This is a genomic window from Dehalococcoidia bacterium, from assembly GCA_030018455.1.
In the GTDB taxonomy this organism is placed as follows: domain Bacteria; phylum Chloroflexota; class Dehalococcoidia; order DSTF01; family JALHUB01; genus JASEFU01.
In genome coordinates this window covers 1-16290 of sequence record JASEFU010000001.1, presented here as the reverse complement: position 1 = coordinate 16290, position 16290 = coordinate 1, and the positions used below count along the sequence as shown (strand labels likewise).

Below are 16290 nucleotides of genomic sequence, written 5' to 3'. Positions count from 1 at the left end.
ACCATACGCCGGGATGCGTTGATGGACCTCGATATCATCCGCGAGCTTGTAGTCAAGAACGATACGAAGATCGTTCTCCTCGTGATCGATGGCCTGGGAGGCCTGCCTCACAACGAGACAGGGCGCTCGGAGCTGGAGGCGGCGAATACTGTGCATCTCGACCGCCTCGCCGCCGACGGTGTCTGCGGGCTGACCGTCCCCGTCGGACTCGGCATCACCCCCGGCAGCGGCCCCGGCCACCTCGCTCTCTTCGGGTACGATCCGCTCAGGTACCAGGTGGGGCGCGGCGTCCTCGAAGCCCTCGGGATCGACTTCGATCTCAGACGCGAGGACGTCGCGGCGCGCGGCAACTTTTGCACCGTCGATTCCCAAGGCGCCGTCACGGACCGGCGGGCGGGACGCATCAGCACCGATCGCAACGCTGAGCTGTGCGCCGAGCTGCGGACAATCTCCCTACCCGGCGTCGAGCTTTTCGTCGAGCCTGTGCGCGAGCACCGCTTCCTGCTCGTGCTGCGCGGCGGCCACCTCGCCGAGGGCGTCTCGGACACCGACCCGCAGCGCCTTGAAGCGCCGCCGCTGCCGGCGCAGGCGGAACGCCCGGAAGCAGAGGAGACGGCGCGGCTGGCGAACGAGTTCATCGCCCGCGCCCGCGAGCGCCTCCACGACAAGCATCCCGCAAACATGCTCCTTCTGCGCGGGTTCTCGAAGTGGCCGGATATTCCCCAGGTGAGCGACGTCTTCGGTCTGCGGGCGGCGGCGATAGCGGTCTACCCCATGTACCGGGGACTCGCGAAGCTGGTGGGCATGACAGTCCTGCCGGCCGGCTCGGGCATCGCCGACGAGATCGAAACGCTGAAGGCGAACTGGAACGAGTTCGACTTCTTCTTCGTGCACTACAAGGCGACCGATTCGCGCGGCGAGGACGGCGATTTTGAGGGCAAGGTGGCTGCCCTTGAGGAGGTCGACTCGGTCGTTCCAGCTATACGCGAACTCGGCCCGGACGTATTCATGGTGGGCGGCGACCACTCGACGCCGTCGTTGCTGGGCGCACATAGCTGGCACCCGGTACCCTTTATTATGCACTCGCGCTGGTGCCGCCCTGATGAAATCGAGACGTTCGATGAGGCGCGCTGCCGGCACGGCGGACTGGGCGTCTTCCCGGCAAAGGAGGCTATGCCGCTGGCGCTGGCCAACGCTCTTCGGCTGACAAAGTTCGGAGCTTGATAATGAAGCGAACGCCGATCATCGCCGGCAACTGGAAGATGAACAAGGACGCGGAGGGCGCCAGAGAGCTGTGCGAGGGCGTCAGACAGCGCGTCGACGGCGTCAGCGGCGTCGAGAAGGTGATGTGCCCGCCGTTCCCTTTCCTCATGCTCGTGGCCGAGTGCCTGAAGGGGAGTTCGATAAAGGCCGGCGCCCAGAACGTCTACTGGGAGGAGAAAGGCGCTTTCACCGGCGAAGTGTCGCCGCCGATGCTCAAGGGAATCGTCGATTTCGTCATAATCGGCCACTCGGAGAGACGCGCCTACTTCTGCGAGACGGACGAAACGGTGAACAAGAAGGTCAAAGCGGTGCTCGCGGCGGGCCTGCGGCCCATCATGTGCGTGGGGGAGACGGAGTCGGAACGCCAGGCCGGGCAGACGGAAGAGGTGCTGCTGCGTCAGGTCCGCGGCGGCCTCGACGGAGTAGACCTGCCGGAGAGCTTCGCTATCGCCTACGAGCCGGTATGGGCAATCGGAACGGGCAAGGCGGCCACCGGCGCCATGGCCAACGAGGCGATAGGGCTCATCCGCGCCGAGGTGACGCGTCTCTTCGACGCGCCGCGCGGCGACTCCCTGCGCGTCCTCTACGGCGGCAGCGTCACGCCCGACAACATCGTCGAGTTCATGCGCGAGCCGGAGATAGACGGCGCGCTCGTCGGCGGCGCCTGCCTCAACGTCGATTCTTTTTCCGCCATCATCGAGCAGTCAGCGCGGACCGCCGCAAGCAAGTAGCCAATGACCCCGGATTCCCCTGCGTCGGGCCCCCTCGTCGCCATAGTCGGCGCGACGGCCTCCGGCAAGACGTCGCTGTCCCTTGAGCTGGCGTCCCGCTTTAACGGCGAGATCGTCAACGCCGATTCGCGCCAGGTGTACCGCCACATGGACATCGGCACGGCGAAGCCCACGCCGCAAGAGCGCGCGGCAGTGCGCCACTGGCTCATCGACGTCATCGAGCCCGACGAGGAGTACAGCCTCGCGCGCTACCAGGAGGATGCGCTGACGGCCCTGAGGGACATCTGGTCGCGGGGGAAGACGGCGTTCCTGGTCGGAGGGACGGGGCAGTACGTGTGGGCGCTGCTCGAAGGCTGGCAAGTGCCGCGGGTGCCGCCGGACTGGAAGCTCCGGCGGAGCCTCGAAGAACGGGCCCGACGGGAGGGCGCGGACTCGCTGCACCGCGAGCTGGCGGAGGTCGACCCGCAAGCGGCGCAGCGAGCCGACCCGCGAAACGTACGGCGGGTAATAAGGGCGCTGGAAGTGTACAGAATGACCGGCCGCCCTATCTCATCGCTTCAGGACAAGTTGCGACCTGCCTTCGAAGCGCTTATCCTTGGTATTGCCTGGCCGCGGGCCGAGCTCTACCAGCGCATCGACGAGCGCGTGGAGCGGATGCTGGCGGCCGGCTTCGTCGATGAGGTAAGAGGGCTGCTCGAACGCGGGTACAGCCCGGAGCTGCCCTCGATGTCGGGCATCGGGTACAGGCAAATCTGCCGGCACCTCCGGGGTGAGATGACGCTCGCTGAGGCGGCGGCGGAGATGAAGACGGAAAACCACCGGCTCGCCCGCATGCAGTCGGCATGGTTCCGGCGCGACGACCCACGGATCCGCTGGGTGGAAGGCGGAGAGGGCCTTCGGGACGAGGGGGCGCGTCTCGTGGCCGGATGGTTGAGCGAGAAACGAAGGTAGCATGAAGTTCGCGAAGATGCAGGGGGCGGGCAACGACTTCGTCCTCGTGGAGGCGAAGGGGGACGAGCGGCACTGGCCACACCTCGCGCTGCGAATGTGCGACCGCCACTTCGGAATCGGCGCCGACGGCCTGGTCCTAGTGCTGCCGTCGGCGGAGGCGGACGTGGGCATGCGCATATTCAACGCCGACGGCTCAGAGGCGGAGATGTGCGGCAACGCGGTCCGCTGTCTGGCGAAATACGCCGTCGAGCGCGGCCTCGTGCGGCCGAAAGAGGGCAAGCTGAGCGTCGGGACGGTGGCCGGCATCCTGCCCGTGCAGGTGATGGGAGAAGGCGGCAAGGTCGAAAGGGCGCGCGTTGGGATGGGGGCGCCCCGGTTCCGCCCGGAGGAAGTGCCCACGCTAATCGACGCCCAACCGCCGCTAGTCAACGCACCGGTGGAGATCGACTTGGGAGCTGCGGGAAGCGAGGCGCCGCTGAGCATGGAGCGTTTACTGGATATCGCGCGCGGACCGGCGAGCGCCGAGCGCAGCGACCGCCTCATCATCCCCCTGACCTGCCTGTCGATGGGGAATCCGCACGCCGTCTACTTCCTGCCCGGCCCGGTTGCCGGGTATCCGCTGGCGGAGATGGGGCCGCGAGTGGAGCGGCATCCGCTGTTCCCCAGCCGGACGAACTTCACCGTCGCGTCAGTCATCGATCGCGGGCGGATGGAGGCGCGGGTGTGGGAGCGGGGCGTCGGGATCACGCTCGCCTGCGGGTCGGGCACGTGCGCGGCGATGGTGGCGGCGCGGCTGCAGGGGCTGGTGGACGATGTAGTAGACATAACGCTGCCGGGCGGCACGCTGAGGGCGGAATGGGACGGGGCAGGGCAGGTGTTCTTGAGCGGGCCGGCGGCGATGGTATTCGAAGGCGAATGGCCTGATTGAGGGGGTTGAAGCAGATGAAGGACATGCGGCGGCTTGAGGTACCGCCGGAGAAGGACGTTTTCGAGCGGGGCAGCAGGAGCCTTGTACGCGCTTTCGAGGTGACGCGCGAGGAGGTGCGGCGCGTGCAAACGGAGCGGCCGGAGCTGGTCGTGTCGAGGGACGACGGGGTAATGCTCCTCCAGCCGAAGCGCAACCGCGCCTGGCTCTGCTACGGCTTCAGCAACCTCGACGCTCTGCGCAGAGAGTTCAAGCCGGTGTTCGAGAAACTGGTAGCCGCCCTGAAGACGGGCGAGGCGACAAGGGGCATCTTCCTCTGGTTTGCCGACCACCCGAACCGCCCGTACGTCGAGCCGGTCCTGGTCGACTGCTTCTTCGAGCTGCGGCACGAATGGATGGAGATGGGCCTTGCCCGCCTGCCCGAAGACACTGCCCCCACCGATGAGATTGCGCCGGGGTTTGTCCTCCGACGGGCCTCTCCCGCCGAACAGGAGGCCGCGGGCGCTATCGACGTGGCCGCTTTCGCCGACGAGGCATGGCAGGTCGCGGACTTCGTCGATGCCGCTCGCGAGGCGTCCGAGTTCAGGGTTCTCGAGGAGCGCGACGGCGCGCGCATCGTCGGATACATCGGTCTCTGGCTCGAGGAGGGCCGCGTCGGGAAGATCGATCTGCTGGGCGTGCATCCCGACTTCCGTCGTCGTGGCCTGGCGGAGACGATGCTGCGCTGGAGCCTCGCATGGTTCCGCGGGCAGGGCATGCGGCGCGCGCGGCTAACGGTGCACACGGACAACGCCGCTGCGATTGCGCTCTACCGCAAGCTCGGGTTCACCCACCACCGCTCGGGGCTGACGTACCGCCGCCCCACGGACGAGCGCGAGCTTGCCGAGATGGCGCAGAAACGCAAGGGGACGTACGTCAAATTCGGCGACTGGCGATAGCGAGGGCGAGATGGAGCTGGCAAGGCGTGTCCGGGAACTGAAGCCCTACCTCTTTGCCGAGATCTCGCGCAAGATGGCGCAGAAACGGGCCGAGGGCGCAGACATCATCACTTTCGCCATCGGCGACCCCGATATCCCCACTCCGCCGCACGTAATCGACGCCCTCATCGACGCCGCGCGCGACCCCGCGAACCACCGCTATCCGGAGTCGGAAGGGATGCCGGAGCTTCGACAGGCCATCGCCGAATGGTACGAGCGGCGCTTCGGCCTATCGTTCGACCCGGATACAGAGGTCGTAGCGCTTATCGGCTCGAAGGAAGGGATAGGCCACGTCCCGCTCTGCTTCATCGACCCCGGCGACGTTGCCCTCGTACCCGACCCGGGCTATCCGGTGTACTCGGTCGGCACCATGTTCGCGGGCGGCGAGTGCCACTTCATGCCTCTCCTGGAGGAGAACGACTTCCTCCCCGACTTCAGCGCCGTCCCGGGGGAGGTCGCCCGGCGGGCAAAGCTGCTGTGGCTCAACTACCCCAACAACCCGACCGGCGCGGTCGCCGAGCGCTCGTTCTTCGAAGAGGCGGTCGCTTTCGCTCGCCGCCACGACATCGCCATCTGCCACGACGGCCCCTACAGCGAAGTCGCGTTTGACGGATACCGACCGGTCAGTTTTCTCGAAGCGGAAGGCGCGCGCGAGGTTGCAATCGAGTTCCACTCATTCTCCAAGACCTACAACATGACCGGCTGGCGCATCGGCATGGCCGTCGGCAACGCGCGCATGATCGACGCCCTCCGGCGGGTGAAGTCGAACCTCGACTCCGGCATACCCCAGGCGATACAGCGCATGGCGATCGCGGCGCTGCGGGGCCCGCAGGACTGCATCGCGGAGCACAACGCGGTGTACCAGCGGCGGCGCGACCGGCTGGTCGCGGCGCTGCAGTCGCTGGGGTTGCGCGTGCAGCCGCCGAAAGCAAGCCTCTATGTGTGGGCGCGGGTGCCGCCGGAGTTCACGTCGGCGTCCTTCGCGGAGCGGCTGCTGGACGAACTATCGATTGTGGTAACCCCGGGTTCGGGCTACGGCGAGCACGGCGAGGGGTATGTGCGCCTCTCGCTGACGATACCGGACGAGAGTCTGGACGAAGCCCTCCGCCGCCTGGCGTCGTGGCAAGGGACGCGCCAGACTTCACAGTAGGCCCGGTCTACCATGGGAGCGTGACCACGTGCGATGGGCTGTCACCCTGGCCGTCATTCTTGCAGCCGCCCTGGTGGCCCGTCTCGCGTGGACGTGGTGGACCGATCCGACGCCGCCCGAGCTCTCCGATCCCCAGTACTACAACGCGACCGCGCTCAGTCTCGCCCGCGGCGAGGGGTACAGCGTAACCTTTCACAGGGACGTTGGCTTCCTTCCCGGCGGCGAGGAAACGGCGTTCTGGCCGCCGGGCTACTCGGCATACCTGGCGACCTTCTACTGGCTCTTCGGCAAAGGCGATGAAGTGGCGCAGGCGGCAAACGTCGTCGCCGGAGCGCTCGTCGTCGTGCCCATCTATTTCATCGGGCTGCGACTCTTCGGACGAAGGATCGCCCTGGTCGCCGCCGCCGCCGCCGCCCTGCTCCCGAGCCTCGTCTACTGGGTCCCCGTGCTGTTCTCGGACACGCTCTTCACGCTCCTCTTCGCGATGGTCGCCGCGCTCCTGCTCCATGCGCTGCGGCAAGACGGGACATTCAGCCTTGCGTTGCTCGCCGCTGGTGGGGTCGTCCTTGGGCTGGCGATGCTGGTGCGGGGGCAGGCCCTGGTGCTGGTGCCGGTGGTCGCGGTGTACTGGGCCGTTGCCGGCGCGAAACCTGCGAAGTGCCTCCTCTCGGGAGGCGCCTGCCTGGCGCTGGCCGCAGCCGTCGTCGTGCCGTGGAGCGTCCGCAACACCGCCGCGATGGGTTCGCCGATTCTTCTTTCGGCGAACGTGGGCTACAACCTTCGGGTCGGGCACGCCCCGTACTCGACCGGACGTTACATCCTGCCTGACGACTTGTGGAACTCTCGGTCCGAGAGGACGACCTTTCGGGAACTGGAGCCCGTATTCAACGATCTTGGCCTCGAGCGGGCAACGGAGTACGCGCTGGGACATCCGCTTGAAGAGGCGGAGCTTGCGGTGCGGAAGACGCTATGGTTGTGGGCACCCGACTCCGACGCCCTCGACTGGGTGGAGAGCTACGGTCGCACGCCTCTGCCCGCGGGTGCTGTCGGGCCGCTCCGCTGGCTGGTCGACGGCAGCTACGCCGTATTGCTGTGGCTTGTAGGCTGCGCGTTCGTGCGAGCTCGGGCCTTCGCGCCGCAGCTCTCTCTGCTGGCCGCCCTTGTCGTCCTGTGGACGGCGACGCATATCGTCTTCTTCGGCGAGCCGCGCTATCACCTGCCCGCGCTGGCGCTCATGATACCGGTGGCTGCGGCCCCGCTCGTCTGGCTCTGGGAGGCGGCTATCTCGCAACTTTCACCTCGGAGAGCAGAGCAACGCGCCTTCGTTCCAGCGGATATAATAGAGGGTGAAGACAGGGAGGCTGATACAGACGGCAAGAACGTATCCTACAGCAGAGCCGATTGAGCGGGCGTACCTCGTGGCCGTGGAGATGAAGGGGTCGCACGCTAATGGCTCCCCCTTCAGCAGCGAGAGCTCGCTCGACGAGCTGGCGCTCCTCGCCGAGACCGCAGGCGCGCAGGTCGTCGGACGCGCCGTCCAGAAGCTGGAGAGCCCGCACCCGGCGCACTACGTGGGCAAGGGCAAGCTCGCGGAAATCAAATCGCAGCGGGGCACGGCCGGCTATTCGCTCGTCATCTTCGACGACGAGCTCAGCCCCTCGCAGCAACGCAACCTGGAGAACGCCCTCGGCGTGAAGGTGCTCGACCGCACGGCGCTGATTCTCGACATCTTCGCGCAGCGGGCGCGAACACGGGAGGGCGCGCTGCAGGTGGAGCTTGCCCAGAGCGAGTACCTCCTGCCGCGCCTCGCCGGCCAGTGGAGCCACCTCGAGCGTCTGGAAGGGGCCATCGGGACGCGCGGCCCCGGCGAGACGCAGCTCGAGACCGACCGACGCCTGGTGCGTAACAAGATCGCGCGCCTCAAGCGGCAGATCGAGGCGGTGCGACGCCAGCGGGCGCTCTATCGTCGACGGCGGGCGAGAGCGGGAGTGCCGGTCATCGCGCTCGTCGGCTACACGAACGCGGGCAAGAGCACGCTGATGCGCGCCCTTTCCGGCGCCGACGTCTTCACCGAGGACAAGCTTTTCGCTACCCTCGACCCGCTGACAAGACGCATTGCGCTGCCCGGCGGCGGCGCCGTCCTCCTCTCCGACACGGTGGGCTTCATTCAGAAGCTGCCTACGCAGCTCGTCGCCGCCTTCCGCGCCACGCTCGAGGAGCTGGAGGCGGCCCACGTCCTTGTGCACGTGGTCGACATAACGCACCCGGACGCCGCGCTCCAGAGCCAGACGGTGGAGGAGACGCTCGCGGAGCTTGGCCTTGCGGAGAAGCCTGTGATCAGCGTGCTGAACAAGGTCGACTTGTTGCTGCGGCGCGACGGCTCGCCGGTGGGCGGCGTCGACGAGCTGCGCGAGCAGGCGGCGACGCTGGCCTACCGTCCGGACGCGCTGCTCATCTCGGCAGAGAAGGGATGGGGGCTGGACACGCTCCTCGAACGCATCGAAACGGTGCTGCGAGAGGGCGCGGCCGCTCCGGCGAGGCCGGGCTCGCGCTGGGCGCCATCGCGAGCGTCAGCGGGAGGTCATCAGGCAACGGTTCGCTAGCCGCTTCCCTGCCGCTCCCGCTCGATGAGCTCCCGGCGCAGGATCTTCCCGGAGAGGCTTTTCGGTATCACGTCCAGGAACTCCACGTCCCGGATCTTCTTGTAGGGGGCGACCCTTTCCTCGATGAAGGCCCGAATCTCCTCCGGGGTGCATGTCGCACCTGGCCGGAGTACGACGAAGGCTTTCGGCGTCTCGCTCCCGTCGGCTTGGCGCTTGGGGATGACGGCGGCATCGAGGACCGCAGGGTGATCGAGGAGGAGCGATTCGAGCTCGGCGGGGGCGATCTGGTACCCCTTGTACTTGATCATCTCCTTCTTGCGGTCGACGATGCGGATGTACCCGAGCTCGTCGGCGTAAGCGATGTCACCGGTGCGCAGCCAGCCGTCCTCCGTCAGCGCCTCCGCCGTCGCCTCCGGCTGGTTCCAGTAGCCCTTCATTATCTGCGGCCCCCTGACCAGCAGCTCGCCCGCCTTGCCCGTCGGCAGCTCCTCGTCCGTGTCGAGGTCGACTATCTTCTCCTCGGTGTCCGATACTGGCGGCCCGACGGCGCCGGGGACGATCATGTGGACCGGCGGCGTGTTGATGACGGGGCTGGTCTCCGTCAGGCCGTACGCCTCCACAAGCGCGCATTTGAACGCGCGCCGCGCCTGTTCGCCCAGCTCGGCAGGCAAAGGCGCCGCGCCGGCGTAGATGAACTTCAGCGAGGACGTGTCGTACTTGCCGAAGCTCGGGTGGTTAAGCATGATCAGCAACGCCGGCGGCACCACGAACATGTCCGTGACCTTGTGCTTCTCGATCAGCGACATGAGCAGCTCAGGGCTGAACGACGGCATCACTACCTGCGTCTGGCCTACGACGAGGCCGCAGTTCATGAGGACGGTGAGTCCGTATATGTGATAGAAGGGGAGGAAATCGACGGAGACGGAGTAGGAGGTCGTGTATCCGAGCGTGAGCGACTGGCGGAGATTGCTGGTGATGTTGAAGTGAGTGAGCATGACGCCCTTGGGGAGTCCGGTGGTGCCGCTGGAGTACGGCAGGACCGCGAGGTCCTCCACCGGATCGATCTCAACCGGCGCAGGCTCGGCCGGCGTGTTTGCCGCCCACTCCCAGACGTCGTCGAGGCAATAGACGGCCTTCAGGTCGGACAGCTCCGTTGTGGCCGCCTGCGCCACCGGCAGCATCGCTCTGCCCGCAAGAAGAGCGGTAGCTCCTGAATCCGCCATCTGGTGATGCACCTCGCGTTCCCGGTACATCGAGTTAAGGGGCGTCACAACCCCGCCGGCGTGCAGAATGCCGAAGAAGGCGACAAAGTATTCGGGGCAATTCGTGGAAAAGAGACCCACGCGGTCTCCTTTCCCAACGCCCTTCTCCTGAAGGAAGCGGCCGACCCGTCTCGACCATTCATGAATCTGGCGGAAGGAGTATTCTTTGCCCTCCGCCGAGACCGCCGCCGCTTTGTCACCAAAACGCCTGCCCTGGTCCTCCACGAAATGCGCTAGATTCATCCTCGGATACGGCTCAAGACTCATCCACGGACTGGTAATCGACATGTCACGCCCTTTCTTCCGCATACCCGTCGCGCGCCTAGGCATCATACGCCGAAGAAGGCGAATATGTCGATTCGAGGGTTGGCGTGGGGGAAAAGGGCTAGTCGCCAAGCAGGGTGGCGTAGCCGAGGGCGATCACTTCTTCGACGTACTCGGAGCGCCAGTGCGCGTTGGGGACGCGGAGACCGCGCTCGCGGAACCAGCGGTGGTAGGAGAGGTACTCCTCCTCCAGTTGGCGGCGCCAGGCGTTCTCTTCCTCGAAGACGTCAGGGGCCAGCCCCTCCAGCGTGCCGTCCGCCTCCTCCGGTGGAATCTCGAGGTCTTCCTGCCAGTAGTCCGCCAGGTAGTCGAGGCAGTCCTCAAGGTCTTTGCGGCAGTCGTTCATGAGGAGGGCCATCATCCCCGCCTTGTCGACGGCGCTCGCCCGGATGTGGAAGTACCGGGCGCAGTCCTCGCAGACCACCACCAGCTTTCGGGCCTCGCACCCGTCCTTGCGGCTGCAGGTCTGACATCGTGGCGCATATTCGGCCGCCGCCGATGAGCGGGAGTAGCCCACGTGGACCGTCGACTCCAGGCGTCCGCAACGCGGGCAGGACACCTTATCATCGAGGATATCGTTTACCGTTTTGCCCCAGTCGATCTGCATAAAGGCCTCGCAACATTCATCTTCAATCATACTATCGCCCGCATGAGTGTCAACAGCGGGAGGAAGAGCGCGAGAGACTGCGTGAAAGCGGTGTGAGGTTATAAACATGCGGTCTCGTGTGTCCGATAATTCAATCGACAGGAGGAGCCGTATGGACGACGGCGAATTCGCTGTGTCAGGCGAAGACACACCAGGGCGAGCTGAACACCAGCAGACGGAAGCCCAGCCTGAAACCGCCGGTCATTGGCGGGAGACCAGGGAAACGGTGCTGCGCAAGGTGGCGCCGGTGGCATTCACCGCGAAGCAGCCGGTGGAGCTGCGGGAGCTGAAACGGTACCTGCTGGTCATGCTGGGAATGATCAGCGTCGGCCTGCTTTTCGCCATCGTCGACGAGACGTACGGCGTTCCTCATCTGACAGCCGGCACGACGACCATAATGATCGCCGTCGTCGCCACAAGCCTGCTGGCGATATACAGGGCCCGCCGGGTGGCTGAAGGACTGATCCGGACGGCGCCTCCACCGGCGCGCGATTCCATCACCGGCCTGCCCGACGAGCATTACTTCCGGCTCCGTCTTCGCGAGGAATGCAAGCGGGTCCATCGCTACGGCATCCCCGTCTCCCTCGCGATCATCGACGTCAACAACCTCACGTCCGTAAACGAAGCCTACGGCGAGGCCTGCGGAGACGCTGTCCTCAAGCACGTCGCCACCATCATCGAGTCGACGAAGCGCGCCTCCGATATCGCCGTCCGCCTGGGCGGCGATGAATTCGCTCTCATCCTGCTCGAGTGTGACAAGCCGGACGCCGTCCAGTACGTTCGCCGCCTGGAGCATTACGTCACGCGCAAGGCGGTGACCGTCAGCGTGGAGGACCAGATGGTAAACCTCTGGATAGGCGTCTGCACGGGCCTTGCCTCCGCCCGCGAAACGCAGTCGCCCGAAGAGTTGCTGGCGGAGGCGCGACGCGATCTCCAGATGGCCAAGGAGGACCGCGATCGCCGCCGCGAGCGCTGGAGCAGCCGTCCCGCTTAGACGTCACGCGCGTTCTCAAGAAGCCTCACTTCCACCGGAACGTCTCGCCCGCTGTCATCACATCAGCTTGCCCAGCCTGAATCGAGGGACGAACGGGTACCCCGCGTGCGCGAGCGCCTCAACACTTCGCGTGATGGCGAACCGTCATCGTCGCCGCGGGTCGAGGGCGTCGCGCAGGCCGTCGCCGAGGAGAGTGAAGGCGAGCATGAGCACCGCTATCGCCGCGGCGGGCGATAGCACGAGGTGCGGGTAAGCGTAGATCGCGCGGTAGCCGTCCTGCACCATCGAGCCCCAGCTGGGCAGCGGCGGCGCCACGCCTATGCCAATGAAGCTCAGCGCCGCCTCAGCGAATATGGCCTGAGGCACTCCAAAGGTCAGCGCGACGATGACCGGCCCCAGGCTGTTGGGCAGCAGATGGCGAAATACAATCCTCGCATCGCCCGCGCCCACGGCTTTTGCCGCCAGCGCGAAGTCGCGCCCCTTCATCGACAGCAGTTGTGCCCTGACGAGACGGGCAATCGTCGCCCACTGCACGAGCGCTATCGCCAGGATGATCATGAACAAGCCACCTCCGAAGACCGCCCGCAGCAGCAGGATGAACAGCAGATCGGGAAAGGCAAAGACGACGTCGGTGAAGCGCATCAGAATGCCGTCGAGAACGCGCCCTCCCATCGCCGCGAGCGTCCCTACGGCGAGACCGATGCAAAGCACAACAAGCTGAGACGTAATCCCCACGGCAAGCGACGTGCGCGCCCCCTGCACCAGCCGGCTGAGGACGTCGCGGCCGAGCCCATCGGTGCCCAGCCAGTGATCGGCGCCGGGCAACACGTAGATCTCGTCGTAGTTCTGGCGGGCGTAGTGATAGGGCGTGATGGCGGGTCCGATGACGGCGATGAGGACAAGCAGGCAGATTGCAGCGGCGCCCAGCACGGCGCCCTTCTGGCGGCCAAGCCGCCGCCATACCCCCGATTCTGCGCGGCCCTCAGGGTACGGCGTGGCCTGCCCGCCTAACAACAGACTGCTTCCAGCCACGTCCCTTCTACTCATAACGGATCCGCGGGTCGACGGCCGCGCACAGCAGGTCGACGATGAGGTTCGCAACTACCACGATGGAGGCGTAGAACAGGGTGGCGCCCATGATCAGGCCGTAGTCGCGGGCAAACACGGCCTGAACGAAGAGACGCCCCGTACCCGGTATCGAGAAGAAGGACTCGACGATGAAAGAGCCGGTCACAAGGGCGGCGGCGACAGGCCCGACGACGGTGATGACGGGGACGAGGCCATTGCGGACGGTGTGACGCAGTAGAACGGTCCGCTCGGGCAGACCCTTCGACCTGGCGGTGCGTATGTACTCCTCATCGAGTACCTCCAGCAGGGCGGCGCGGCTCACGCGGGCAATGTAGGCTGCGGGCAGGGCGGCGAGGACCGCTACAGGCATAACCATCTGCTGAAGGCTCCCCCAGCCGCTCGCGGGAAGCCAGTGCAACCGCACCGAGAAGAGAGCGACGAGGAAGGCGCCGAGAACGAACGTTGGCGTGCTGGCGGCGCAGGCGGAAGCGATCGACGTCGCGCGGTCGAGGGCGGAGTTCCTGCGCAGGGCAGCGGCCAGCCCGAGCGCAAGCCCCAAAGTGAGGCCGACGGCCAGCGAGGCCCCGCCCAGTGTTGCCGAGGTCAAAAGGCCATCGCTAAGGATTTCAGTTACGGGCCGCCCCTGGTTCATGTAGGACACCCCGAGGTCGCCGCGCAGCGCGTTGGCGAGAAAGAGCAGGAACTGCCGCCAGAGCGGTTCGTCGAGACCATATTTGCGGTTGAGGCCGGCAACAGTAACCGGGTCGAGCGGCTTCTCGGTGTCCCACGGGCCGCCGGGGACGGCGTGCATCAGCAGGAATGTAATCAGGGCAACCGCCAGCAGGACGGGCCCCAGGGTGAGGATGCGCCGCAGAACGTAACCGACCATTTGAAAGTGTCTTTGAGAAAAGGCCGGCCCGACTTCGAACGCGCCGGGCCGGCCCATCGGTACTGCTGTTAGTGTTCGGCGATGTATGTCTTCGTGAGGAACAGCTCGCCGTCCAGCGCGGCGTCCATCCCCGAGAGGACCAGGTTCTTGACATACGGCTTCACGAGCAGCAGGCGCTCGTGGTAGCTCACGAATACGGCGGCCGCGTCGTCGACGAGGATGCGCTGCGCCTCGTTCCAGAGCGCAAGCCGCTTCTGCGGGTCGGGCTCGGCCATGGCCTGCTGCACCAGCGCGTCGAATTCAGCGTTGCTGTACCCGGCGAGGTTGTTCCCGCCCATGCTGCCGAAGTTCTGCGGGAGCATGCTGTCCGGCTCCGGGTAATCGGCGCCCCAGCCGACAGGGATGATCATGAACTGTCCCTGCATCACTGTGGCTGCAAACGCGTGAGGTTCGAGGGGCTCCAGCTCCACGTCGATGCCCAGGTTCTGCTCGAACTGGCCCTGCGCGAACTCCGCCCACAGCCGGTTGGCGCCTACGTCCGGCGCATGGATGGTCACTACCGGGAAATTCTCGCCGGAATAGCCGGCCTCGGCCAGCAGCTCCTTCGCCCGCTCCGGGTTGTACTGCCACTGCTGTCCGAGGTCTTCGTCATAGCCCGGCATGTTCGGGGGAATGAGGCTGTAGGCCACCTCGCCGATGCCGAACTGGACCTTGTCGACGAACGCTTCGCGGTCGACCGCCATGGCGAACGCCTGGCGCACGCGCGGGTCATCGAAAGGCGGCTGATTCACGTTGAACTCATAGGCGAACGTGCTCATGTCGACCCAGCGCGCAATTTGCTTGCTCAACTCAGGGTCGCCCTCGACCGCCTTCACGTTGGGAGGCGGGACGATCACGACGTCGAGCTCGTTGTTCAGATATGCGGCGTAAGCCGCGTTGGGGTCGGCCATCATCCGCAGCACAATCTTCGTCAGCTTGGGCTCTTCTCCGCACCAGTAGGGATTGGGGACGAGCGTGATGTGGTCGTTGTGGGTCCATTCATCGAGCATGAACGGGCCGCTGCTGACGTGTCTTCCGGGCTCCGTCCAGTCGCCGCCGCTTTCGACGATGTCCTCACGCAGCGGGTAGATGGGCCAGATAGCGGCCAGATAAGCGAACGTGTAGCGGGGGCTGACAAGCGTTATCCGCACCGTGCGCTCATCGACCGCCTCCACGCCCACACCGTCGCGAAGTTGCGCCAGCGTGGCTTCGTCGACCGGCTGCGGATCGGCGGGATTGCCCATGGCCATAGCGTATTCGGCGGCGCCCTTGATATCGAAGTACATCGGCGCGTAGGGCGAACCTGTCATGGGGTCGAGCAGGCGCTTCACGCTGTAGACGACGTCATCCGCGGTCAGCGGTTCGCCGTCGCTCCAGGCGGCGTCTTCCCGCAGACGGAAAGTGTAGACCAGGCCGTCCTCGGAGATGCCGCCGTTGGCCTGTGACGGCAGTTCCTTCGCCAGCACCGGCGTTAGTTCGAGGTTCTCGTCAAAGCCGAGGAGGCCGCTGTAAAGCTGACGGACGACACCGACCGACAGGGCGTCGTCGGCGAGATTGGGGTCGATGGTCTGCGGTTCGCCGCCGAGATTGAGCCGGAGCTCCTGCACGGGCGCCAGTTGCGTCGACGGCGCGCCGGTCTCGTCGCTGCTGCAGGCAAAGGCGAGAACGGCGACCACCGCGAGCAGGACCGCCGGCAATAATCGTTTCACAAGATTGCGTTGTACCACTTTACTCCTCCTTCGGAGTCTCCCGGGCTGCGAAAAGCGCCGCAGGGCGTCGCGCGGCCTCTTACGCTGCGGCGGTTGCGGCTGTCTTCTCCGGTATCAAGTCGTTGAGCGCTCGCTGTATCTGTCTCCTTCCGGGGGCTGAAGCCATCATCTGGCACTGCACCTGGAGTCCGGTCTCCAACGTCAGTAGGAGGCGGGCCAGAGCGTCCGCGTCATGGTACCCCCGTGTTCTCATTCCCTTTTGAAGCTGGGCGAGCCGCCGCGAGTAATGCGTCACAAGCCACTTGCGGACGGGTTCGCGCCGGGTTTCCGCCCACAGTTGGGTGAGCAGCGAGCGCCGTCCGGTTCCAAAGAGATGATCGGCGGGCGTTCTCCTCAATAGTTCATCGATAAGGGCGTCTTTGCTGCAGAAGTGGAAGTAGAATCCTCCCTTCGAATAACCTGCCTCCCTGCAGATAGCATCGACGGTGGCGCCCTCGAACCCTTCGCGTTCGAAGACGCGGAGCGCTGCCCACAGGAGCCGCGATCGCCCCTCGTGGGACTGTTGTCGTTTTGAAAAGCCAGCCCCGTTCATCCCATACACCGCCTGTTGTTCTTATCGTCTACTAAGGCCCCTCACTTTAGGCGCAGGCCGGTGCGTAATTCGTCGGATACCGAATAAAGTGACAACTGGGCCCGGCAGGGGCTGTGCTCGTTCAGAAACATTGGTGACACCTAGAATGGTGTCACTATGCGATTCAT

15 protein-coding genes are annotated in these 16290 nt (G+C 65.7%); 9 read left to right on the top strand and 6 right to left on the bottom strand.

All coding sequences use genetic code 11. The features are described from left to right. The first annotated feature begins 18 nt into the window (after positions 1 to 18). The 8 genes from QME71_00075 to hflX are packed head-to-tail and all read left to right on the top strand — an operon-like array spanning position 19 to position 8600. Entirely contained in the window at positions 19 to 1224 is a 1206-nt protein-coding gene (locus QME71_00075; GenBank protein ID MDI6856708.1) for a 2,3-bisphosphoglycerate-independent phosphoglycerate mutase, read from the top strand. 2 nt (positions 1225 to 1226) lie between these two features. Beyond that, positions 1227 to 1994 (top strand): triose-phosphate isomerase, encoded by a 768-nt coding sequence (tpiA, locus tag QME71_00070; protein MDI6856707.1) that lies wholly within the window; start codon positions 1227 to 1229, stop codon positions 1992 to 1994. A 3-nt stretch (positions 1995 to 1997) separates the two neighbouring features. Next, positions 1998 to 2945 carry a tRNA (adenosine(37)-N6)-dimethylallyltransferase MiaA gene (miaA, locus tag QME71_00065; GenBank protein ID MDI6856706.1) on the top strand — a complete coding sequence of 316 codons (948 nt, stop codon included), beginning with the start codon at positions 1998 to 2000 and terminating at the stop codon, positions 2943 to 2945. A 1-nt stretch (position 2946) separates the two neighbouring features. Further along, complete coding sequence (gene dapF, locus QME71_00060; GenBank protein MDI6856705.1) at positions 2947 to 3873, top strand: diaminopimelate epimerase; 927 nt, start codon at positions 2947 to 2949, stop codon at positions 3871 to 3873. Continuing rightward, positions 3870 to 4808, top strand: coding sequence for a GNAT family N-acetyltransferase (locus QME71_00055; GenBank protein MDI6856704.1), 939 nt, complete (start codon positions 3870 to 3872; stop codon positions 4806 to 4808). Before dapF ends, QME71_00055 begins: the two co-directional genes overlap by 4 nt. Before the next feature lie 10 nt (positions 4809 to 4818). Then, positions 4819 to 5997 carry an LL-diaminopimelate aminotransferase gene (locus tag QME71_00050; protein MDI6856703.1) on the top strand — a complete coding sequence of 393 codons (1179 nt, stop codon included), beginning with the start codon at positions 4819 to 4821 and terminating at the stop codon, positions 5995 to 5997. A 28-nt stretch (positions 5998 to 6025) separates the two neighbouring features. Further along, positions 6026 to 7402 (top strand): glycosyltransferase family 39 protein, encoded by a 1377-nt coding sequence (locus QME71_00045; GenBank protein ID MDI6856702.1) that lies wholly within the window; start codon positions 6026 to 6028, stop codon positions 7400 to 7402. Then, positions 7344 to 8600, top strand: coding sequence for a GTPase HflX (gene hflX / locus QME71_00040; GenBank protein ID MDI6856701.1), 1257 nt, complete (start codon positions 7344 to 7346; stop codon positions 8598 to 8600). Before QME71_00045 ends, hflX begins: the two co-directional genes overlap by 59 nt. On the opposite strand, the gene QME71_00035 is transcribed toward hflX, so the two are convergent. Both QME71_00035 and QME71_00030 read right to left on the bottom strand, forming a co-directional pair. Continuing rightward, positions 8597 to 10105 (bottom strand): acyl--CoA ligase, encoded by a 1509-nt coding sequence (locus QME71_00035; protein MDI6856700.1) that lies wholly within the window; start codon positions 10103 to 10105, stop codon positions 8597 to 8599. The genes hflX and QME71_00035 overlap by 4 nt on opposite strands. Positions 10106 to 10247: 142 nt before the next feature. Continuing rightward, a complete protein-coding gene (locus QME71_00030) occupies positions 10248 to 10793 on the bottom strand; it encodes a hypothetical protein (protein ID MDI6856699.1) in 546 nt (181 codons plus the stop codon). Positions 10794 to 10944: 151 nt separating this feature from the next. Between QME71_00030 and QME71_00025 the strand changes: the two genes are divergently transcribed. Next, positions 10945 to 11826 carry a GGDEF domain-containing protein gene (locus tag QME71_00025; GenBank protein MDI6856698.1) on the top strand — a complete coding sequence of 294 codons (882 nt, stop codon included), beginning with the start codon at positions 10945 to 10947 and terminating at the stop codon, positions 11824 to 11826. 144 nt (positions 11827 to 11970) lie between these two features. Here the strand turns inward: QME71_00025 and QME71_00020 are convergent, their stop codons facing one another. The 4 genes from QME71_00020 to QME71_00005 all read right to left on the bottom strand — a co-directional run bounded on the left by QME71_00020 (position 11971) and on the right by QME71_00005 (position 16123). Further along, positions 11971 to 12873, bottom strand: coding sequence for an ABC transporter permease (locus QME71_00020; protein ID MDI6856697.1), 903 nt, complete (start codon positions 12871 to 12873; stop codon positions 11971 to 11973). After that, on the bottom strand, positions 12866 to 13783 hold the full coding sequence (locus tag QME71_00015) for an ABC transporter permease (GenBank protein MDI6856696.1): 918 nt from the start codon (positions 13781 to 13783) through the stop codon (positions 12866 to 12868). Before QME71_00015 ends, QME71_00020 begins: the two co-directional genes overlap by 8 nt. A gap of 68 nt (positions 13784 to 13851) precedes the next feature. Continuing rightward, positions 13852 to 15549: a peptide ABC transporter substrate-binding protein gene (locus tag QME71_00010; protein ID MDI6856695.1), complete on the bottom strand. Its 1698-nt coding sequence runs from the start codon at positions 15547 to 15549 to the stop codon at positions 13852 to 13854. Between the two features lie 61 nt (positions 15550 to 15610). Continuing rightward, positions 15611 to 16123, bottom strand: coding sequence for a helix-turn-helix domain-containing protein (locus QME71_00005; GenBank protein MDI6856694.1), 513 nt, complete (start codon positions 16121 to 16123; stop codon positions 15611 to 15613). Between the last annotated feature and the right edge of the window lie 167 nt (positions 16124 to 16290).